Below are 19,662 nucleotides of genomic sequence, written 5' to 3'. Positions count from 1 at the left end.
ATGCTGCTGGTGAATCTTCTGCCCTGGCGTAAACGGCGCTTGCGCCGGCGGGCGCGCAACTGGCTGATGTTATTGTTGCTGCAGCTGGCGCTGATCGCGCTAACCCTCGGCGGGGTCTACCGGGTTTGGCAGCAGCAGCGCCTGATGTTGCAACATCAGCTGAGCGATATGTCGGCGCAGCAGCGGCAATTGACGATGCAGTATCGGCAAAACCGCCAGACGTGGGACAAGCTGCGGGATTATCAGGCGCAGCGCGACGCCGATGCCGCCGCAATGCGGCATAACCAGCGCTACCTGAAGCTGCTGGAACAGATGGCATCGATGATGCCCCGGCGTCTCTGGCTGACCGATGTCGTCGATCGGGGCGAACGTCTGGTGATCTCCGGGCTGAGTGAAAGCTATGGCGATATCGTCGATTTAAACCGTTCGCTGGGTCGTCATCCGGCGCTGGCGCGGGTACGGGTTCTGCAGGCGTCAAGGCAGCAGAACGAGCGTTCGCTACTGCGCTTTTCCCTGCGGGCGGATTGGGCGCCCGTCGGCCTCCGGCGCGACGGGAGGCGCGATGACTGATTCGATGCCCGGCTGGGCAGCCTGGATAAGTAAACCGCTGTGGGTACTGGCGGCGGCGCAGGTTATCCCGCTGCTTGCCTTCGCCTTGCCGGTAGCGAGGTGGACGCTGTGGGAAGAGCAACGGCAAATAACCGATATCGAACGGCAGCTTGCGCAGCACACTCTGGCGGTACGCCATATCCGGCAGGAGTTGGCGACGATGCCGGCCCTGTCCGTCATGCAAACGCAGCTGGCGGCATGGGAGGCGGAGCGGCGTTTATTCCAGGACGATATGCCGGCGCGACTGGTCGCCGCGCCGCTGTCACAGTCCGGCGCCGTGCTGCTTTCCTTGCAGCCGGCGCCGGATCCCGCCGATCGGTCGGTGTGGTTATTAACGTTTCGCGCCGATTATCGCGGCGTTTTGCAGGTGCTGCGTCAATTTATCGCGCTACCTCATGTGTTACGCATTGAACAACTGACCATGAAGTCCGCGCAGGAAGGGCTGCATATTGAAATGTCATTAATGAAGCCGCCGGCCGAGCGGAGGGACGGCGTTGAATAGCATCGCAGTGGGAACCTTTGCAGCGCTGGTTGTTATCACCCTGTGCCGCGCCGTGCCGGGAGAGGCCGCGAACGTCGATCGCGATCCGTTTCATCCGCTATCGGCGGAAGGCTGTACCCGGATGGAGGCACTGCAACAGTGGCGGCTAAAAGGCGTTATTGGTTCCGGCGAGCGATGGGTGGGATGGTTGGCCCGCTCGGAAAGCCAATGGCAGAGAGTCGTGCCGGACGGGGTGATCGCGCCGGGCGACTGGCGGGTCAGCCGCCTGGATAAGTCAGGCGCCGCGCTGACGGCGATCGCTGGCGCCGGGCGCTGTGACGGATCGTCGGCGGAGATTTCCCTGCCGTCGCCTTTCGTTATCCCGCGGGAAGCGGCCCCGGCCGCGCCGACCGAGCCGTAACGCCAAGCGCAGCGATGGAAAATGAAAAGAAAATAAATCGGCGGCTCTCTGAGACAAGGAATGTTATGACGTATCCATCAGTGCAAAAAATCGCCGTCTCGTTGGTACTTTTTTGGGTCAGCGCCTTGGCGTCGGCGCAGCATAGGGAGCCGGTATCCATCGCCTTCGAGGCGTCGCCCATCGCCCGCATATTGCAGGCGTTGGCGGACCACCGGCAGTTGAATCTGGTGGTGGCGCCGGGCGTGGAGGGGAAACTCAGTTTGCGGCTGGCGGAGGTTCCCTGGCGGCAGGCGCTGGATATTGTTTTGCATATGGGGCAGCTTACCATGGCGCAGGAAGGCAATGTTTTACTGGTTTATCCCGCCGCCCGCCTTGACGAATTGCAGCTGCAAGAAGAAGAGCGCCTCGACCGACAGATGCAGACCCGGCCGTTGCAGAATCTTTCCGTTGCCTTGCAGCACGCCGATGCCGCCGAGGTGGCTTCAAGCGTTCAGGCCCAGCGCGGCGTGTTAATGACTGAGCGGGGTAGCGTCACCGTGGATAAACGCACCAACAGGTTACTGATCCGCGATACGCAGGCCGCGCTGGAGCAGCTCCGGCCGTGGCTGAATGAACTGGACCTGCCGCTGGCGCAGGTGCAGCTGGCGGCGCATATCGTGACCATCAGCAGTGAAAACCTGCAGGAACTGGGCGTCAATTGGGGTCTGGGGGCCGGCGACTCGGCTAATAACGCCCTGCGGCTAAGCAATTTTACCGTCAGTTTGCCGCTGGAGACGCCCGCGGTCAGCGCCGGCTTCCATGTGGCCCGGCTCAACGGCCGCCTGCTGGATTTGGAGCTGATGGCTTTGGAGCAGGAAAATCAGGTCGAGATCATCGCCAGTCCGCGGCTGTTTACCGCGCATCAGCAAACCGCCAGCATCAAGCAGGGGACGGAAATTCCCTATCAGGTCTCCAGCGGCGCCAGCGGCTCAACCTCCATTGAATTCAAGGAGGCGGTGCTGGGCATGGAGGTGACGCCCAGCATTCTGCGCGCCGGGCGGATTACGCTCAATCTGAAGATTAGCCAGAATATGCCGGGACAGACGATCAAGCAGGGAGACAACGGCGAGGCGCTGGCCATCGATAAGCAGGAAATACAGACGCAGGTCACCGTCGCCGACGGGGAAACCATTGTGCTGGGCGGAATATTTCAGCAGCAAAAAACGCGTGGCGTCAGCCAGGTTCCGGGGTTAGGCGATATTCCGCTGCTGGGGCATCTGTTCAAAAGTAGCGTACAAAAGCATGCGCGGCGCGAGCTGGTTATTTTTATTACCCCGACGTTAATTCCGCCGGCGTAGACGTATTGGAATGCGCCGTTGGCATAAAAAACGGCGCAATATTTTGCCGGATTCATGGCTTCTAAGTTTGACGCTGCGGCGGATTTAGCTTACAAGGGTTAGCGAATTGAGCACAGAAGTGTTGTTCCGCCGAAAATGTGTATAAAACACACTATATTGCCACCTGTAACCAGTGTGGCATTTTATTCGGTTGCCAAACTACCCTGAGTATTGAGATAATTTTTTGTCTGATTCTCGCACTATCGCTCATGAGGTTTCAGTTTAGGTCCCGTCGCTGAGTTGATTGGCGGGGCGGGTTATCATTAACGAATTGTCTTAGTAATACCAAAAAACATGGCAGAGAAACGCAATATCTTTCTGGTTGGGCCTATGGGTGCCGGCAAAAGCACTATTGGCCGTCAGTTAGCTCAACAGCTCAATATGGAGTTTTTCGACTCCGATCAAGAAATTGAGCGACGCACCGGGGCTGATGTGGGCTGGGTATTCGACGTGGAAGGCGAAGAAGGCTTTCGTGAACGCGAAGAAAAAGTCATTAATGAGTTGACGGAAAAACAGGGTATCGTCCTGGCGACGGGAGGGGGCTCGGTCAAGTCTCGTGAAACACGTAACCGTCTTTCAGCACGCGGGGTCGTCGTTTATCTTGAAACGACGATCGAGAAGCAGCTTGCTCGTACGCAGCGCGATAAAAAGCGCCCGCTGCTTCAGGTTGAGGCGCCGCCGCGCGAAGTGCTGGAAGAATTGGCGAGAGAGCGCAATCCGCTGTACCAAGAGATTGCCGATGTCACCATTCGAACCGATGAGCAAAGCGCCAAGGTAGTTGCCAACCAGATTATCAATATGCTGGAAAGCAACTAAAGTGTAGGACATCATCTGCGTACGCAGGTTTCAACAGGTTATTGAACGCGCATGGAAAGGATTACCGTAACATTGGCGGAACGTAGTTATCCCATTACGATAGCCGCCGGATTGTTTAATGATTCGGCTTCTTTTATGCCGTTGAAGGCCGGGGAGCAGGCCATGCTGGTGACCAACCAGACGTTGGCCCCTCTCTATCTTGAACAGGTGCGCCGCGTGCTGGAACAAAGCGGCGTACGCGTCGACCAGGTCATTCTGCCGGACGGGGAGAAATATAAGTCCCTGAGCGTGCTGGATCGGGTTTTTACCGCGCTGCTTGAAAAACCGCACGGCCGCGACACCACGATTGTGGCGTTGGGCGGCGGCGTGATTGGCGATTTGGCCGGTTTTGCCGCCGCCAGCTACCAGCGCGGCGTGCGCTTTATTCAGGTGCCGACCTCGCTGCTGGCGCAGGTTGACTCTTCCGTCGGCGGCAAAACCGCGGTGAATCACCCGCTGGGCAAGAATATGATCGGCGCGTTCTATCAGCCCGCCTCCGTGGTGGTTGATCTGGACTGCCTGAAAACCCTGCCGGCGCGCGAACTGTCGTCCGGTCTGGCGGAAGTCATCAAATACGGCATTATTCTGGATCGCGACTTCTTTGTGTGGCTGGAAGAAAATATCGACGCGCTGCGTGCATTGCAGCACGATGCGCTGGCTTACTGTATCCGCCGCTGCTGTGAACTGAAAGCGGCGGTGGTGGCGGCGGATGAACGCGAAAGCGGCATGCGGGCGCTGCTCAACCTGGGGCATACCTACGGTCATGCCATTGAGGCGGAGATGGGATACGGCAACTGGCTGCACGGCGAGGGCGTCGCCGCGGGAATGGTGATGGCCGCGCAGGCGGCGCGGCGTCTTGGGCAATTTTCCGCCGATGACGTCGAACGTATCAAGGCCCTATTGGTGCGGGCCGGTCTGCCGGTTAACGGGCCGGAGCAGATGGCGCCGGAATCTTATCTTCCCCATATGATGCGCGATAAGAAGGTGCTGGCGGGCGAGCTGCGTCTTGTGCTGCCGACGTCTATCGGTCATGCCGAAGTCCGTGGCGGCGTAGCGCATGATATTGTACTGGCGTCGATAGCTGATTGTCTCGCCTAAGGCATTTTACCGTTTTTATTGACCATAGATGTGTTAACGACAGATAGGCGCTGATGGTTTATGGTTAATAAAATACAATGCGTTATGATTTAATCACTCGCTCCGGGAACAGGATTGCGAATTTTAGCCTTTCAGTTGGGGGGTATTAAGTGGATGAGTTTAAGCCGGAAGACGAACTGAAGCCCGATACCAGTGATCGTCGACCAACGCGTCAGCAGAAACGAAGTCATTTTTCCGTACCGAAAATCGAGCTTTCCAGACAACACCTGATGATCGCCATCGGGATTTTGGTGCTGGTGCTGCTGATTATCGGTATCGGCTCCGCCTTGCAGGCGCCTTCTCACCAGCAGACCTCTCAGCCTCAGAGCCAGGGTGAAAAGAGCATCGATCTTTCTTCTTCGTCTCCCTCGACGCCAACGGAAAGCGCCGCGCCGGTCGAGAACCCTTCCGCCGCAGCCGGACAGACGCCGCAAACGCTGAGCGCGCCGCCGGTTTCCGATACGCCGACGCAAGCGCAGGTTCAACCGCCGGTCAGCGGCCAGCAGCGCATCGAGCTGCCGGGAAATATTACCGACGCGCTTGCTCAGCAGCAGGGCCGCGTTGACGAATTTTCTCAAGGCGCGGCGGATGGTTCAACGCTGCCGACGGCGCCCGCCACGGTTGCGCCAACGGCTAAAGCGCCGACGCAACGGCCCGCTGAAAAGCCGGCGCGCGGCGGCAATTCCGCCCACGGCAATGACAGGCCGGCGGCAACGAATACGCAGAGAGCGGCGGCGCCCGCCGCGACGGGCAGATCTGCGGCAGGGTCGGGCGCCGCCATTCAAAACGCGCCGGCCAGCCATTTTACCTTGCAGCTGAGCGGCGCTTCCCGTTCCGATACGCTGAAAGCTTACGCCAGGCAGCATAATCTGGCTCATTCATGGGTTTATGAAACTAAACGTGACGGAAAATCCTGGTATGTGTTAGTTACTGGAGTCTATGCTTCTGCAGCAGAAGCAAGGCAGGCAATCGCAACGCTACCTGCTGATGTACAAGCGAAAAAACCATGGGTTAAGCCGATCCGTCAGGTGAAGCAGGACTTGAATAAGTAACGCCAATTTTAGCCCTGATGTGCTGTCTGACACAGAGTACAATCCGCGGCTCTGATAAAGTAAGAGTAACTAACGACGGCATGAAGAAAAACCGCGCTTTTTTAAAATGGGCTGGTGGCAAATATCCACTGGTGGAAGAGATTCGTCGCTACTTACCCGAGGGAGACTGCCTTATCGAGCCTTTTGTCGGCGCGGGTTCCGTATTTTTGAATACCGAGTACGACAGCTATATATTGGCCGATATTAATAGCGATCTCATTAATCTCTACAATATCGTCAAGTCGAATACTGATGATTTTGTCCGCGACTCGCGCAAGCTTTTTACTGATGAAGTGAATACTTCAGAGGTTTTCTATCTGCTGCGTCAGGAGTTTAATCTTTGCTCTGACGCCTACCGGCGCGCGGTATTGTTTCTTTATCTCAATCGCCATTGTTATAACGGCCTGTGCCGCTATAACATGCGCGGTGAATTTAATGTGCCGTTCGGGCGTTATAAAAAGCCCTATTTCCCGGAAGAAGAAATTCGCTGGTTCGCCTTTAAGGCCAGGAACGCCACCTTTGTTTGCGAGCACTACCAGCAAACGCTGATTAAAGCCGCGCCGGGGTCGGTGGTTTATTGCGATCCCCCTTACGCGCCCTTATCGGCGACGGCTAACTTTACCGCGTACCACACCAATAATTTTAATAGTGTCGACCAGCAAGACCTGGCGCGCATGGCGCATCGCCTATCGGTTGAATACCGCATCCCGGTGCTGATTTCCAACCACGATACGGTATTGACCCGCGAGTGGTATCAGGATGCTTCACTTTATGTGGTAAAAGCGCGCCGAACCATTAGCCGCAATATTCTGGGTCGTAGTAAAGTGAACGAACTGCTGGCCCTGTATTGCTGACGCCCGAAGCCGATAGGCAACGCTAGGCGGGACAGCGCGGCGACAGGCCGGGTATGATTGACCGCAGGTTGGGTTGCGCAGATCGGGATGATGGATCAACCGCCATCCCGGCAGCAGGAGTTCGGACTTTATCGTTTGGAGATGCGAATGAAACCGTTTTTAATCGCCCCGTCTATTCTGTCGGCCGACTTCGCCCGGCTTGGCGAAGATACCGCCAAGGTGCTGGCGGCCGGCGCCGACGTGGTTCACTTTGACGTGATGGATAACCACTATGTGCCTAATCTGACCATTGGTCCGCTGGTGCTTAAGTCCTTGCGGGACTACGGCATCAGCGCGCCGATTGATGTGCATTTAATGGTTAAGCCGGTCGATCGCCTTATTCCCGACTTCGCGCAGGCGGGGGCCAGTTTCATCACCTTCCATCCCGAGGCCTCGGAGCACGTCGATCGCTCTCTGCAATTGATCAAAGATCACGGCTGCAAGGCCGGTCTGGTTTTTAACCCCGCCACGCCGCTGAGCTATCTCGACTACGTGATGGACAAAGTGGACATCATCTTGCTGATGTCCGTGAATCCCGGCTTCGGCGGGCAGTCCTTTATCCCCGCCACCCTGGATAAGCTGCGTCAGGCGCGCCGGCGCATTGACGACAGCGGCTATGATATCCGTCTGGAAGTGGACGGCGGCGTCAAGGTCGATAATATCGGCGCCATCGCCGCCGCGGGCGCCGATATGTTTGTCGCCGGCTCAGCCATTTTCAGCCAGCCGGACTACCGCTCGGTAATCGATCAGATGCGCGGCGAATTGGCGCGGGTGGCCCATGAATGACGCGATGCGCATCCGCGGGCTGGCGTTCGACCTCGACGGCACGCTGATTAACAGCGCGCCGGGACTGGCCGAGGCGATGGATTTGGCGCTACAGGCGCAGTCGCTTCCGGCGGCGGGGGAAGCGCGGGTCGCCGCCTGGATCGGCAACGGCGCCGATGTGCTGGTCGAACGGGCGCTGCGCTGGGCGGGCGTGGAGCCTACGCCGCAGCGCATCCGCGCCGCCCGTGAGCAGTTCGATCGCTATTACGCGCAAACGGCGGAGCGCGGCAGCGCGCTGTTCCCGCAGGTAAAAGAGACGCTGGCGCAGTTGGCGCGGCAGGGGTTTCCCATGGCCGTGGTGACCAATAAGCCCACGCCTTTTGTCGGACCTTTGCTGGCGTCGCTGGGCATTGCCGCCTATTTTTCCCTGATTATCGGCGGTGACGACGTTATCGCCAAAAAGCCCCACCCGGCCCCGCTGTATCTGGTGCTGGGCAAGCTGGGACTGCGGGCCGGCGAGCTGCTGTTCGTCGGCGACTCCCGCAATGATATTCAGGCGTCCCAGGCCGCCGGCTGCCCCTGCGTCGGTATGACCTACGGATATAACTATGGTGAAGCGATCGCCTTGAGCCGCCCGGACCGGGTGCTGGATCGTTTTGCCGACCTATTGCCCCTCGTCGGGCCGTTATCTTCAAAAAATCAGGAAACATTAGTATGAGCAAGCCCATTGTATTTAGCGGCGCGCAGCCGTCTGGTGAATTGACCATTGGCAACTACATGGGTGCGTTACGTCAGTGGGTTAATATGCAGGATGACTACGATTGCATCTATTGCATCGTTGATTTGCATGCCATTACGGTACGCCAGGATGCGCAGCAGCTACGCAAGGCAACGCTGGATACGCTGGCGCTTTATCTGGCCTGCGGCATCGATCCGCAGAAAAGCACCATCTTCGTGCAGTCGCACGTTCCCGAACATACCCAGTTAAGCTGGGTGCTGAACTGTTACGCCTATTTCGGCGAACTGAGCCGCATGACGCAGTTTAAAGATAAGTCGGCGCGCTATGAAGAGAACATCAATGCCGGTTTGTTTGATTATCCGGTGCTGATGGCGGCCGATATCCTGCTGTATCAGACCGCGCAGGTGCCGGTGGGGGAAGATCAGAAGCAGCATCTGGAGCTGAGCCGCGATATCGCCCAGCGCTTCAATACGCTTTACGGCGACACTTTCAAAGTGCCGGAGCCGTTTATACCGAAGTCGGGCGCGCGGGTGATGTCTTTGCTGGATCCGAGCAAAAAGATGTCCAAGTCCGACGAAAACCGCAACAACGTCATCGGCCTGCTGGAAGATCCGAAGTCGGTGGTGAAGAAAATCAAACGTGCGGTAACCGACTCCGATGAGCCGCCGGTGGTGCGCTATGACGTGGCGAATAAAGCCGGGGTGTCCAACCTGCTGGATATTCTTGCGGCGGTAAGCGGGAAAACCATTGCCGAACTGGAGCAGGAGTTCAGCGGCAAGATGTACGGCCACCTGAAAGGGGCGGTCGCCGACGCGGTATCCGGTATGCTGAGCGAATTGCAGGAGCGTTACCACCGTTTCCGCAATAATGAAGCCTTCCTGCAGCAGGTGATGCGCGACGGCGCTGAAAAAGCCGGCGCCCGCGCGCAGCAGACCCTGAAGAGAGTGTACGACGCCGTGGGTTTTGTCGCCCGTCCGTAACGCCCGGCTATTCCCTTATTCTCCCCCTGATAAGGGCTGTCTCTTAGTCACATATACTGTTAACGGTATATGTGAGTTCAGTGTTATTTCGTGCGCGAAATGAAAGGTATTTTTATGCCACATCGTAGCACGCGCCCGACAAGGAGCGCTCAGTCGCCGCAGCTCCTTGACCTCTGGCTTCCGGCTGAAATTATGCCGCTGCGCGGTGCCATCGGTGTTCTTAACCGCTATTCGAGCCGCCAGTGACGCGTTCCCGACGCGGCACTGGCTTTCGCCGCATCCATGCGGCTCACTCGGCGGTCAAGTCCACCGCTGCATAATTTTTTACGCCGGATAACGGCAAAACCCGGCATGAGCCTCAGCATTTGTGTATAAGAGACAGCTGATAAGGGGGAGAATTCCCGCTCTGCCCGACCTTCCTGCTTTATCTCTCACTCCGCGGGAGCGGCGGGGAAACCTCATCCGGTATCGGGTTCTCAAACGGCGTCTGTTGCAGCTTGGCCTGATGGTCGGCTTTGGCCTGGCTGATTAAATCAGGCGTCAGCAGCAGGTCTACCGCCAGAGAGGCCATCGCTTTGGCGGCATACTCCATTCCCTTGTGCGCCGCCGCGGTTTTCCCCTGCGCGACCAGCTGCCATGAGTGCGCCGGCGTGCCGATGGCGTAGGTGGCGCTGCGAATTTGCACCGTCGGCACCACCCAGCTTACCGTCCCCACATCGGTTGAGCCGATAAAGGCTTCGTTGGGGCTGTAAAGCGGATAGATGCCGTCGTGCAGCGTCAGCCCCGGTTGCGGCTTCACGCCGAAGCGGGCGTAAGACTCGGCGATATCCTCCGCGCTCAGCGCCGCCTGGAACGTCGCCGCCAGTTGGCGATCGGCCTCGTCGAAGGCGATCGGCCCGAGCGCCAGCAAATGCTCATGCATGCGCTGCTCCAGCGGCGGATTGCCGATCAGGTTGGCGTCGCCGCTCAGCACCTCGCTGCTGACTTCGGTTTCGGTCATCAGCGCCGCGCCTGCGGCGATCTTTTTCACCCGTTTGACCAACTGGTGCAGCTCCGGCAACTGGCGGGCGCGCACCAGATATCGCACCGTGGCGTTGGCCTGCACCACGTTGGGCGCGTGGCCGCCGCTGTCGGTAATGGCGTAATGCACCCTGGCGGAGGAGGGCATATGCTCGCGCATATAGTTGACGCCGACGTTCATCAGCTCCACGGCGTCCAGGGCGCTGCGGCCGAGGTGCGGACTGCTGGCGGCGTGGGAGGCCCGGCCCTTGAAGTAGAAGTTCAGCTCGTTGCAGGCCAGCGATACCGGGCTATTGACGCCGGTAAAGGTGGCGGGATGCCAGCAGATGGCGATATCGACATCGTCAAACACCCCGGCCTTGACCATAAAGCCTTTCGACGAGCCGCCTTCTTCCGCCGGGCAGCCGTAAAAACGCACCGTCCCCGGAATGTCGTGTTTTTGCAGGTAATCCTTGACCGCCGTCGCCGCCTGCAAGGCGGCGGTGCCGAGCAGGTTATGCCCGCAACCGTGTCCGTTGCCGCCGTTTTCCAGCGGTTTAGGCTCGGCCACGTTAGCCTGCTGGCTTAGCCCCGGCAGCGCGTCGTATTCGCCAAGGATGGCGATAACCGGCGCTCCGCGGCCGAACTCGCCCAGCAGGGCCGTCGGCATCCCGGCAATGCCGGTGGTCAGGCGAAAACCTTCCGCTTCCAGCACCGCTTGGTGCTGCGCCGCCGAGCGATACTCCTCATAGTTCAGCTCCGGGGTATCCCAGATGCCGTCGCTCAGGGCGAAGAATTGCTGGCGTTTGCCGGCAATCAGCTCGCAGATTTCCGCGACGGTTTGACGGTCGATAGAGGGCAAGCTCCCTTCTGTCTGTATTGAATTCATGTGCTATATGCTCGTTATTTTTCCGTAAGAGAGGTCGACAAGGTTTTTTCCGCCGGACTTAAAGCGGCGAGGTGTCCATGCCGAACCATTTTTCACTCAGCGTTTTCAGCGTGCCGTCGTTTTTGGCTTTCTCAATCGCGGCGTTAAACAGGGCTTTCAGTTCGGGATCGCCTTTACGCAGGCCGACGGAGGAGCCGCTGCCCAGAATGCCGCCGATAAACTGCGGGCCGGGGGTGACGATATCGGCATTGCCGGGTTTTTCGGTAATGCCTTTCAGATAGGCGGCGGAGGCGATAACCAGATCGACGCGGCCGGCTTTCAAATCAAGATCGTGTTCCTGGGTGGTTTTATACTCGCGCACTTTCATCACCCCTTTGAGATAGTTATCCAGAAAGGTGCTGGCGATAGAGGCGGACTGCACGCCGATGGTTTTGCCTTGCAGCAGCGGTTTCAGCTTTTCGATTTCTTCCCGCGCCACGGCTTCGTTTTCCGGTTTAAGCGAGAAGCGTTTGCCCGCGTCGGGGAACTGTCCGGTCAAGGGGCTGGATTTCAGTACGGCGAAGGTTTGCCCTGCCTGGGTATAGGGTTGGCTGAAGTCGATGACTTCCCTGCGTTTGTCCGTGGCGGACATGCCGGAAATGATGGCGTCGAACTTGCCCGCGTTCAGCGCCGGAATGGTGCTGGTGAACGGCTGCACGATGATTTGACACTTCACTTGCATACTGTCGCACAGCACTTTGTACAGTTCGATTTCAAAGCCGTCCAGCGTACCGTCGGGCTTGGTGAAATTATAAGGATGGAAAGCCCCTTCGGTGGCGATGCGCACCGTGGTCCATTTTTTCTCTTGCGCCGCGGCGCTGAAAGACGCGACCAGCGTGCTTGCCAGGCACAGTGAACAGGCGATCATTTTTAATTTTGCTTTCATGATGGAACGATTCTCCCGGTGTGGTGTTATTGCTTACTCATTGAATTGATGGCCTACCAGCTGGCGATAAACTGCCGGAAACGGGCGGACCGGCTGGCGGTGAAAACCTGCTGCGGCGTTCCCTGCTCCTCGATTTCTCCCTGATGGAGGAACACCACGCGATTGGAGACTTCACGGGCGAAATCCATCTCATGGGTTACCACCAGCATGGTCATACCCTCGTCGGCCAGCGTACGCATCACGCGCAACACTTCGCCGACCAGTTCCGGATCGAGCGCCGAGGTCGGTTCGTCGAACAGCATCACTTTCGGCGCCATCGCCAGCGCGCGGGCAATGGCCGCCCGCTGCTGCTGGCCGCCGGAAAGGTGGGACGGGTAATAGTGCCGCTTGTCCGCCAGGCCGACCTTTTCCAGCAGCTGCTCGGCGCGCTCCACGCTCTCCGCGTGGGGGCGCTTTAACACGTGCACCGGCGCTTCGATCACGTTTTCCAGCACCGTTTTGTGCGACCACAGGTTAAAGTTCTGAAACACCATGCCGAGCTGGGTGCGAATGCGGTCGATCTGTTTGGGATTGGACGGCCGGCTTTGCCCATTGCGGTTGGGCTTCATTTCGATGGATTCGCCGGCGACGATGATTTCGCCCCGATCGGGAAGCTCCAGCATGTTGATACAGCGCAGCAGGGTGGATTTCCCCGAACCGGATGAGCCAAGAATGGAAATGACTTCGCCCTGGGCGGCTTCAAAAGAGATCCCTTTCAGCACCTCCAGCGAGCCGAAGCTTTTGTGAATGTTGCGCAGGCTGATCGCAGGCGTGGTCATTGCAGGTCTCCCAATTTCTTGATTTTCTTTGCCGCCGATGGCGCGCCCGGCGCGCGTAAATGCGGGGTAACGGTGAACTCCGCCCACAGCAGCAGACGCGTCAGGATAAGGTTGATAAATAAGTAGATCGCCCCGGCGACCAGAAAAACTTCCAGCGCCCGGTAGGTTTCCGCGATGAGGCGCGCGGCAATGCCGGTGATTTCCATCAGGGTGATAATGGAGGCCAGCGAGGTTGATTTGATCATCGAGATCAGCTCATTGCCATAGGCCGGCAGCGCCTGGCGTATGGCCAGCGGGAAAACAATGCGCTTAAAGATCATCCGTGACGGCATGCCGCAGGCGCGGGCCGCTTCTATCTGCCCGTCCGGTACGGATTGCAATCCGCCGCGGATAATTTCACTGGCGTAGGCCCCGGTGCATAGCGTCAGCGAGAGCAGCGCGCACCAGTAGGGTTCCCGCAGCAGCGGCCACAGAACGCTCTCCCTGACCCAGGGAAACTGCCCCAGGCCGTAATAGATGAGGAACAGCTGCACCAGCAGCGGCGTGCCGCGGAAAAACAGCACATAGGTGCGGGCAATGCTGCGCAGAACCGGGTTGCCGGAAAGCTGCATCAGCGCCAGCCCCAGCGCCAGAAAAAATCCCAGCGACACCGAGCCGACGGCCAGTTGCAGCGTAAGAGGGATGCCGGGAATGATTTCCAGAAACGTCTGGTAAAGAAAGGGAAAATCCATCAGCGCTTCACACCCCGGGAATAATGAGACTCCGCCCGGCGCATAATCCAGCCGGAAGCGAGAGAAATAAGCAGATACAGCATGGCCGCGGCCATAAAGAAGTCGAACGGTTTGCCCGTCGAGCCGGCGCCGGTCTGCGACTGGGTCAACAGCTCCGCGACGCCGGTGACCGACACCAGCGCCGAGGCTTTCAGCACCAGCTGCCAGACGTTGCCCAGCGCCGGGATGGCGTGGCGCAGCAGCAGCGGCATAATGATGCGTCGCAGGCGCAGCAGGGTGGGCATGCCGCAGGCTTTGGCGGCTTCTATTTCACCCTGGGAAACGGCATAGAACGCGCCGCGGTACACTTCGGTCTGCTGCGCGCCGGAAGAGATACCCACGGCGATGACCCCGGCGAGAAAGCCGGGAAAGCCCAGAAACTCATTGCTGCCCCACAGCCTGGCGATCAGGGTAAGCGCCGAACTGCCGCCGAAATAGAGCAGGTAGATGATCAGCAGGTCCGGTATGCCGCGGGTGATGGTGGTATAGGCATCGGCCAGATAGCGTACCGGACGATTGCCGCAAATTTTCGACCATGCCCCGATGGCGCCAATCAGTGCGCCGAGCACAAAGCCGCAGGTCGCCAGGGCGATGGTCATTGCCGTGCCAATCAGTAATAATTTCCCCCAGCCATTCTCACCAAAACTGATGAGTTGCCAGAACGTAACCTCTTCCACAAAGTAGCTCCCAAATGCTTATTGTCTGTTCCGGCGTCGGCGCGCTATTGTCGGCGCATCGGGTAAAACACTTAGGATGCAAAGCAATATCCGGACCAGGTTGCGCCGCTTCAGGCATTGACTATTTATTCATATAATTTGCGTATTCATTATTTTGAACTTAGCTAAAATAAGGGAGATAGGCGGCAGGGTAAAGCACTAAAGTGATGCTTGCGGCGAGGCGCCATCAAATTAGTGCATTGTTATGCTTCATTTCGGTGCGTTGCCTTATGCTGGTGCGCAATCGCCGGCTAATCGGCAAACCAGTTCAGTTTTTCTCGCAGGCCGACCACATCGCCGATGATAATCAGGCTTGGGCTGGCGGCCTGTTGCGCCAGTTCGCCGAGCTGTGACAGCTGTCCGGTCAATACCCGCTGCGCGGCGGCGGTGCCGTTTTCGATCAGGGCGACGGGAACCGTTTCCGGGAGCAGATGTTCCAGCAGTTTGCGCTGAATATAATCCGCCTGCTGCAGCCCCATGTAGAACACCAGCGTTTGCTTGTCAGCCGCCAGGCCGGCCCCGCGCCCACCAGCACCACTTCGCCGCGATCGTCCAGCGGCCCGGAGAAAAGCTGTTCGGTAAGCTGTTGCACGCGGGCGGCGTCGCCGTTGTCCAGCGATTGGGCCAGCCGGCCAGGGCGGCCAGCTTGCCAAGATTCTGCGGCAGGGTGCTTTCCAGTTTTTCCCGCAGTATGCGCGCCGGAACCGGCGCGGTTCCCCCCGGACGACACGGCGACCATCAGCGGGGAGCGGTCGATGATCGACGGCATAATAAAGCTGGCGCGCCGGCGGGGAATTTATCCCTTTTCAGGGTAAGGTCTTGGATTTTTGTCGTGATAATGCTCACAGGATGGTGGGCATTTGCCTAATTATCCGCCGCATAATTTTTCCAGATGAAAGAAATTGCCTAATGACTAACCCGCCAATAATCTCAATAATTAAAAAATAAAACGCTATTTTTTTTAAATTAACACAGGGTTTCTTTTGTGTGATGACGATCTCGCTGTGAGAGACGGCGGATAGAAATCTCCGCTTTTTCTCCTATACAGAGTTATATCGCGCAGCGGATCGCGCTCGGCATACGCGCAGTTTTTCACTGCAAATCTTGTACATGAGTCGTGTTGAATATCAAGGCAGGTAACAAGGTGAAAATAGAATCAATTGATGTCACGGTTTTTACTTACCCTACGCGCCGGGTTGCCGACAGCGCGGGGCACTCACACCCGGGAGCGGAGAATCAGGCCAGGATGGCGCTGCTGACCATCAGCACCGACGATGGCCACCACGGCTATGCCTTTGCGCCGCCGGAAGTGATTCGCCCTTATATCGTCAACGCCTTTTTTCGTAAGGTGCTGATCGGACAAAATCCGTTCGATCGCGAGCGCCTGTGGCAGGATCTGGTGCACTGGCAGCGCGGCAGCGCCAACCAGCTGACCGACCGCGCCTTGTCGATCGTCGAATCCGCCCTGTGGGATCTTCAGGGGCGGGCGCTCAATCTGCCGGTGCACAAACTACTGGGCGGCTATCGCGACAAGGTGCCCGCCTACGGCAGCACCATGTGCGGCGACGAGCTGGAAGGGGGGTTGTCCACGCCGGAAGAGTACGGCCGCTTTGCCGAGCAGCTGGTGCGGCGCGGCTACAAGGCCATCAAACTGCACACCTGGATGCCGCCGGTGTCGTTCGCGCCCAGCCCGAAAATGGACGTCAAGGCGTGCGCCGCCGTGCGTGAAGCCGTCGGCCCGGATATCAGCCTGATGCTGGATGGCTACCACTGGTACAGCCGCAGCGACGCGCTGTATATCGGCCGTGAGCTGCAAAAGCTCGATTTCACCTGGTTTGAAGAACCGATGGAAGAGCAGAGCATGGCCTCCTACAGCTGGCTGACCCACAGCCTGGATATCGACGTGATTGGTCCGGAAAGCCTGGCCGGCAAATATTTCAGCCGCGCCGACTGGGTGAAGGAGGGCGCCTGCGATATCTTGCGCGCCGGCGTGCAGGGCGTGGGCGGCATCGCGCCCTGTATGAAGGTGGCCGCTCTGGCCGAAGCCTTTGGTATGGACTGTGAGGTTCACGGCAACGGCGCGCCGAATCTGGCCGTGGTCGGCGCGATTAAAAACTGCCGCTGGTACGAGCGCGGCCTGCTGCATCCTTTCCTGGATTACGACCAGCCCGCCGCCTATCTGCATGCCCTCGTCGACCCGATGGACGACGAGGGCTTTGTGCATCTGCCGCAGCGTCCGGGGCTGGGGGAGGATATCAATTTCGACTGGATTGAGGAGCATACCCTGAGTAAAGATTAGTTTTTATGCATAAATACAAATAGTTACCTTTAAAAATACGGTTTGACGTCTGAAAAAGCACGCCGTTAAAAAATAATAAAGTTGTCGTCTTCCATACTTCCACACCTGGAGAAGAGTGATGAAAGCACGAGCAATACTTCGCATCCTACTGTTGAGTACCCTCTGTATGGCGGCCGTTCCGGCCGTACTATCCGCAAAAACCCCCGACGATCAGCTGATCGTCGGCATGAATATGAACAACATGCTGTCGCTCGACCCGGCCGCCATGACCGGCAATGAAGTGGTCGGGGTGATAGTGAATCTCTATGACTCGCTGGTGGAGCTCGATCCGCAAAACCTCAGCACCGTGCTGCCTTCGCTGGCGAAAAGCTGGAGCGTCAGCGACGACGGTAAGGTTATAACCTTCAATCTGGTGGATAACGCCAGGTTTCATTCCGGCAACGCGGTGACGGCGCAGGATTTCGCCTGGTCGATGAACCGGCTGCTGCACCTCAATATGGCGCAGGCCACCACCTGGAAATCCTACGGCTTTACCGCGGACAACGTGGAAAAGATGATCCGCGCCAAAGATGCCCATACGGTGGAAATCGAACTGCCCAAACCGAACGATCCCAAGCTGGTGATCTATTCGCTGGCCACCCTGGGCAGCGGCTCGGTGCTGGATCGCCAGACGATTATGCCGCATGAGAAGAACGGCGACTGGGGCAACGGCTGGCTGACCACCAACGCCGCCGGTTCCGGTCCGTTCAAGCTGGACGTGTGGCAGGCGAAGGACGTGCTGCGCATCAGCCGCGTCGAGGGGTACTGGCGCGGCGACGCCAAAATGAGGCGCGTTATCTTCCGCCATATGACCGAGTCGCAGGCGCTGCGTCTGATGATTGAAAAAGGGGATATCGACGTCGCGACCGGGATGTCGGTGCCGGATATCAATGCCCTGAAACAGAACCAGGGCGTGGTGGTGGACGAGGTGAAAAAGGGCACGATCTATTACGTGGCGATGAGCCTGAAGAACGAACACTTCGCCAAACCCAAAGTGCGCGAAGCGGTGCGCTATCTGATCGATTACGACGGCATCAACAAGACGGTGATGACCGGCTACGGTTTCTATCACCAGCGCCCGATCCAGAAAGGGATGGACGCCACCTTGCCGAATCCGGGATACAAGCTGGACGTGGCGCGCGCCAAAGCGCTGCTGGCGGAGGCGGGCTATCCTAACGGATTCGCCACCACGCTGCGCGTGTTGTCGGATCAGCCGTTCCTCAATCTGGCGACGTCGGTACAGTCGACGCTGGCGCAGGCCGGCATCAAGGCCAGGATTCACTCCGGCACCGGCAATCAGGTGTACGGCGCGATGCGCGATCGCAACTTCGATATGCTGGTCGGTCGCGGCGGCGGCGGGGTCGATCCGCACCCGCACTCCAGCCTGCGTTCGGTGGCCTACAACCCGGATAACAGCGATGCGGCCAGGCTGACCAATTTCCAGGGCTGGCGCACCTCATTCTACGATAAACAGCTGAATGAGCTGATCGACCGGGCGCTGCTGGAAAAAGATCCGGCGCGGCAGAAGCAGCTGTATGCCGAGGTGCAGAACCGTTATGAAGCGCTGTATCCGGCCATCATTCCGGTTTCCCAGATGATCGACTCCGTGGTGCTGCGTACCGACGTGCAGGGGTATGTGCCGCATCCGTCATCGACCACGCACCTGCGTGAGGTCTATAAACAGCGCTAGTGCGCTGCCGGTCAGATGATGGCGCCGCGTCCGTCGGTCCGTCATCTGCATCCTGTGCCTCATCTCACCAGCGCGTCAGCGGCGACTTGGGGTCGCGACGCGCCGGGATATCGGGAGAAAGAATATGGTTTTCTCTGAGTGGAACAAGCCGGGCGGATTGCCGCATCGCCTGGTAAAACGCCTGTTTCAGGTCATCGTCACGCTGTTCGGGTTATTGATTCTGACGTTTGTGATTGGCCGCGTGATGCCGATCGACCCGGTGCTGGCGATTGTCGGACAGGACGCCGATCAAAGCACCTATCAGCAGATGTATCAGCAGCTGGGCCTGGATAAGCCGCTGTACGTGCAGTTTTTTATCTACTTCAATTCGCTGCTGCACGGCGATTTGGGCAACGCGTTGCTCACCGGGCGCCCGGTGGTCGACGATATCGTCCGCGTCTTCCCCGCCACCATCGAACTGGCCACCATGGCGATTATCGTCGGCGCGGGACTGGGCGTGCCGCTCGGCGTGCTGGCGGCGGCAAGACGGGGGAAATGGGCGGATTACGCGGTGCGTTTTATCAGTCTGGCCGGCTACTCCACGCCGATTTTCTGGGTCGGCATGATGGGGCTGCTGCTGTTTTACGCCTGGCTTAACTGGGTCGGCGGCGCCGGACGGGTGGATATGGCGTACGACGGCCTGGTGGAAAACCGCACCGGCCTGCTGTTGCTGGACGCCATGCTGGCGGGGGAGTGGGACGTTTTCCGCAGCGCGCTGAATCATCTGGTATTGCCCGCCACCATTCTCGGCTTCCACTCGCTGGCCTATATCAGCCGTATGACGCGCAGCTTTATGCTGGCGCAGCTCTCGCAGGAGTACATCATTACCGCGCGGGTCAAGGGCCTGTCCGAATTCCGCGTCGTCTGGGGACACGCGTTCCGCAATATTCTGGTGCAGCTGCTGACGGTGGTGGCGCTGGCCTACGGGTCGCTGCTGGAGGGCGCGGTGCTGATCGAAACGGTGTTCTCCTGGCCGGGTTTCGGCTCTTATCTCACCGGCAGCCTGCTATTGGGCGATATGAATGCGGTGATGGGGTGCGTCCTGCTGGTGGGGCTGATCTTCGTCAGCCTGAACCTGCTGTCGGACATGCTGTATCAAATCTTTGACCCGAGGACCAACGCATGAATATT

19 protein-coding genes and 1 pseudogene are annotated in these 19,662 nt (G+C 58.5%); 14 read left to right on the top strand and 6 right to left on the bottom strand.

Annotated elements, in window-relative coordinates; genetic code table 11:
• The 11 genes from MFP24_RS10350 (at position 1) to trpS (ending at position 9,347) form a co-directional block, all read left to right on the top strand.
• A complete protein-coding gene (locus MFP24_RS10350) occupies positions 1-570 on the top strand; it encodes a PilN domain-containing protein (protein ID WP_249230472.1) in 570 nt (189 codons plus the stop codon).
• Positions 563-1,111, top strand: coding sequence for a hypothetical protein (locus MFP24_RS10345; protein WP_249230471.1), 549 nt, complete (start codon positions 563-565; stop codon positions 1,109-1,111). The genes MFP24_RS10350 and MFP24_RS10345 overlap by 8 nt, the downstream gene beginning before the upstream one ends.
• Positions 1,104-1,511, top strand: coding sequence for a HofP DNA utilization family protein (locus tag MFP24_RS10340; RefSeq protein WP_249230470.1), 408 nt, complete (start codon positions 1,104-1,106; stop codon positions 1,509-1,511). The genes MFP24_RS10345 and MFP24_RS10340 overlap by 8 nt, the downstream gene beginning before the upstream one ends.
• Positions 1,512-1,576: 65 nt before the next feature.
• A complete protein-coding gene (hofQ, locus tag MFP24_RS10335) occupies positions 1,577-2,848 on the top strand; it encodes a DNA uptake porin HofQ (protein ID WP_249230469.1) in 1,272 nt (423 codons plus the stop codon).
• Between the two features lie 333 nt (positions 2,849-3,181).
• Positions 3,182-3,703, top strand: coding sequence for a shikimate kinase AroK (aroK, locus tag MFP24_RS10330; RefSeq protein WP_249230468.1), 522 nt, complete (start codon positions 3,182-3,184; stop codon positions 3,701-3,703).
• A gap of 51 nt (positions 3,704-3,754) precedes the next feature.
• The gene (gene aroB, locus MFP24_RS10325; protein ID WP_249230467.1) at positions 3,755-4,840 is read left to right on the top strand and encodes a 3-dehydroquinate synthase; all 1,086 of its coding nucleotides are present in this window, start codon (positions 3,755-3,757) and stop codon (positions 4,838-4,840) included.
• 149 nt (positions 4,841-4,989) lie between these two features.
• A complete protein-coding gene (locus MFP24_RS10320; protein ID WP_249230466.1) occupies positions 4,990-5,931 on the top strand; it encodes an SPOR domain-containing protein in 942 nt (313 codons plus the stop codon).
• Between the two features lie 80 nt (positions 5,932-6,011).
• Positions 6,012-6,824 carry an adenine-specific DNA-methyltransferase gene (gene dam / locus MFP24_RS10315; RefSeq protein ID WP_249230465.1) on the top strand — a complete coding sequence of 271 codons (813 nt, stop codon included), beginning with the start codon at positions 6,012-6,014 and terminating at the stop codon, positions 6,822-6,824.
• 147 nt (positions 6,825-6,971) lie between these two features.
• Positions 6,972-7,649, top strand: a complete 678-nt coding sequence (gene rpe / locus MFP24_RS10310) for a ribulose-phosphate 3-epimerase (protein ID WP_249230464.1) — start codon at positions 6,972-6,974, stop codon at positions 7,647-7,649.
• Positions 7,642-8,346, top strand: a complete 705-nt coding sequence (locus MFP24_RS10305) for a phosphoglycolate phosphatase (RefSeq protein ID WP_249230463.1) — start codon at positions 7,642-7,644, stop codon at positions 8,344-8,346. Before rpe ends, MFP24_RS10305 begins: the two co-directional genes overlap by 8 nt.
• Positions 8,343-9,347: a tryptophan--tRNA ligase gene (gene trpS / locus MFP24_RS10300; RefSeq protein ID WP_249230462.1), complete on the top strand. Its 1,005-nt coding sequence runs from the start codon at positions 8,343-8,345 to the stop codon at positions 9,345-9,347. Before MFP24_RS10305 ends, trpS begins: the two co-directional genes overlap by 4 nt.
• A gap of 424 nt (positions 9,348-9,771) precedes the next feature.
• Here the strand turns inward: trpS and MFP24_RS10295 are convergent, their stop codons facing one another.
• From MFP24_RS10295 to MFP24_RS10270, 6 genes and pseudogenes are all read right to left on the bottom strand, one after another.
• The gene (locus tag MFP24_RS10295) at positions 9,772-11,235 is read right to left on the bottom strand and encodes a M20 family metallopeptidase (RefSeq protein WP_249230461.1); all 1,464 of its coding nucleotides are present in this window, start codon (positions 11,233-11,235) and stop codon (positions 9,772-9,774) included.
• A 58-nt stretch (positions 11,236-11,293) separates the two neighbouring features.
• Positions 11,294-12,163 carry a transporter substrate-binding domain-containing protein gene (locus tag MFP24_RS10290; RefSeq protein ID WP_318011336.1) on the bottom strand — a complete coding sequence of 290 codons (870 nt, stop codon included), beginning with the start codon at positions 12,161-12,163 and terminating at the stop codon, positions 11,294-11,296.
• A 50-nt stretch (positions 12,164-12,213) separates the two neighbouring features.
• Positions 12,214-12,978 carry an ABC transporter ATP-binding protein gene (locus MFP24_RS10285; protein ID WP_249230459.1) on the bottom strand — a complete coding sequence of 255 codons (765 nt, stop codon included), beginning with the start codon at positions 12,976-12,978 and terminating at the stop codon, positions 12,214-12,216.
• Positions 12,975-13,709 (bottom strand): ABC transporter permease, encoded by a 735-nt coding sequence (locus MFP24_RS10280; RefSeq protein WP_249230458.1) that lies wholly within the window; start codon positions 13,707-13,709, stop codon positions 12,975-12,977. Before MFP24_RS10280 ends, MFP24_RS10285 begins: the two co-directional genes overlap by 4 nt.
• Positions 13,709-14,425 (bottom strand): ABC transporter permease, encoded by a 717-nt coding sequence (locus tag MFP24_RS10275; protein ID WP_249230457.1) that lies wholly within the window; start codon positions 14,423-14,425, stop codon positions 13,709-13,711. The genes MFP24_RS10280 and MFP24_RS10275 overlap by 1 nt, the downstream gene beginning before the upstream one ends.
• A gap of 290 nt (positions 14,426-14,715) precedes the next feature.
• A pseudogene (locus MFP24_RS10270) lies at positions 14,716-15,251 on the bottom strand (SAM-dependent methyltransferase); the annotation flags it as partial.
• 357 nt (positions 15,252-15,608) lie between these two features.
• On the opposite strand from MFP24_RS10270, the gene MFP24_RS10265 reads away from it, so the two are divergent.
• From MFP24_RS10265 to MFP24_RS10255, 3 genes are all read left to right on the top strand, one after another.
• Positions 15,609-16,763: a mandelate racemase family protein gene (locus MFP24_RS10265; protein ID WP_249230456.1), complete on the top strand. Its 1,155-nt coding sequence runs from the start codon at positions 15,609-15,611 to the stop codon at positions 16,761-16,763.
• Positions 16,764-16,881: 118 nt separating this feature from the next.
• The gene (locus MFP24_RS10260; protein WP_249230455.1) at positions 16,882-18,492 is read left to right on the top strand and encodes an ABC transporter substrate-binding protein; all 1,611 of its coding nucleotides are present in this window, start codon (positions 16,882-16,884) and stop codon (positions 18,490-18,492) included.
• A 124-nt stretch (positions 18,493-18,616) separates the two neighbouring features.
• Positions 18,617-19,657: an ABC transporter permease gene (locus MFP24_RS10255; protein ID WP_249230454.1), complete on the top strand. Its 1,041-nt coding sequence runs from the start codon at positions 18,617-18,619 to the stop codon at positions 19,655-19,657.
• Positions 19,658-19,662: the final 5 nt, after the last annotated feature.

Origin of the sequence: Brenneria tiliae (assembly GCF_023347575.1) — a bacterium.
GTDB lineage: Bacteria > Pseudomonadota > Gammaproteobacteria > Enterobacterales > Enterobacteriaceae > Brenneria > Brenneria corticis.
The sequence above is the reverse complement of the archived record's forward strand: the minus strand, read 5'-3'. Positions and strand labels throughout refer to the sequence as shown.

What these genes read in the sequence shown, in the direction of transcription:
- MFP24_RS10295 (WP_249230461.1), bottom strand. Translation starts at nt 11,235, where the DNA reads ATGAATTCAATACAGACAGAAGGGAGCTTGCCCTCTATCGACCGTCAA.
- MFP24_RS10260 (WP_249230455.1), top strand. Translation starts at nt 16,882, where the DNA reads ATGAAAGCACGAGCAATACTTCGCATCCTACTGTTGAGTACCCTCTGT.
- MFP24_RS10345 (WP_249230471.1), top strand. Translation starts at nt 563, where the DNA reads ATGACTGATTCGATGCCCGGCTGGGCAGCCTGGATAAGTAAACCGCTG.
- MFP24_RS10255 (WP_249230454.1), top strand. Translation starts at nt 18,617, where the DNA reads ATGGTTTTCTCTGAGTGGAACAAGCCGGGCGGATTGCCGCATCGCCTG.
- aroK (WP_249230468.1), top strand. Translation starts at nt 3,182, where the DNA reads ATGGCAGAGAAACGCAATATCTTTCTGGTTGGGCCTATGGGTGCCGGC.
- dam (WP_249230465.1), top strand. Translation starts at nt 6,012, where the DNA reads ATGAAGAAAAACCGCGCTTTTTTAAAATGGGCTGGTGGCAAATATCCA.
- MFP24_RS10280 (WP_249230458.1), bottom strand. Translation starts at nt 13,709, where the DNA reads ATGGATTTTCCCTTTCTTTACCAGACGTTTCTGGAAATCATTCCCGGC.
- MFP24_RS10305 (WP_249230463.1), top strand. Translation starts at nt 7,642, where the DNA reads ATGAATGACGCGATGCGCATCCGCGGGCTGGCGTTCGACCTCGACGGC.
- trpS (WP_249230462.1), top strand. Translation starts at nt 8,343, where the DNA reads ATGAGCAAGCCCATTGTATTTAGCGGCGCGCAGCCGTCTGGTGAATTG.
- aroB (WP_249230467.1), top strand. Translation starts at nt 3,755, where the DNA reads ATGGAAAGGATTACCGTAACATTGGCGGAACGTAGTTATCCCATTACG.
- hofQ (WP_249230469.1), top strand. Translation starts at nt 1,577, where the DNA reads ATGACGTATCCATCAGTGCAAAAAATCGCCGTCTCGTTGGTACTTTTT.
- MFP24_RS10350 (WP_249230472.1), top strand. Translation starts at nt 1, where the DNA reads ATGCTGCTGGTGAATCTTCTGCCCTGGCGTAAACGGCGCTTGCGCCGG.
- MFP24_RS10285 (WP_249230459.1), bottom strand. Translation starts at nt 12,978, where the DNA reads ATGACCACGCCTGCGATCAGCCTGCGCAACATTCACAAAAGCTTCGGC.
- rpe (WP_249230464.1), top strand. Translation starts at nt 6,972, where the DNA reads ATGAAACCGTTTTTAATCGCCCCGTCTATTCTGTCGGCCGACTTCGCC.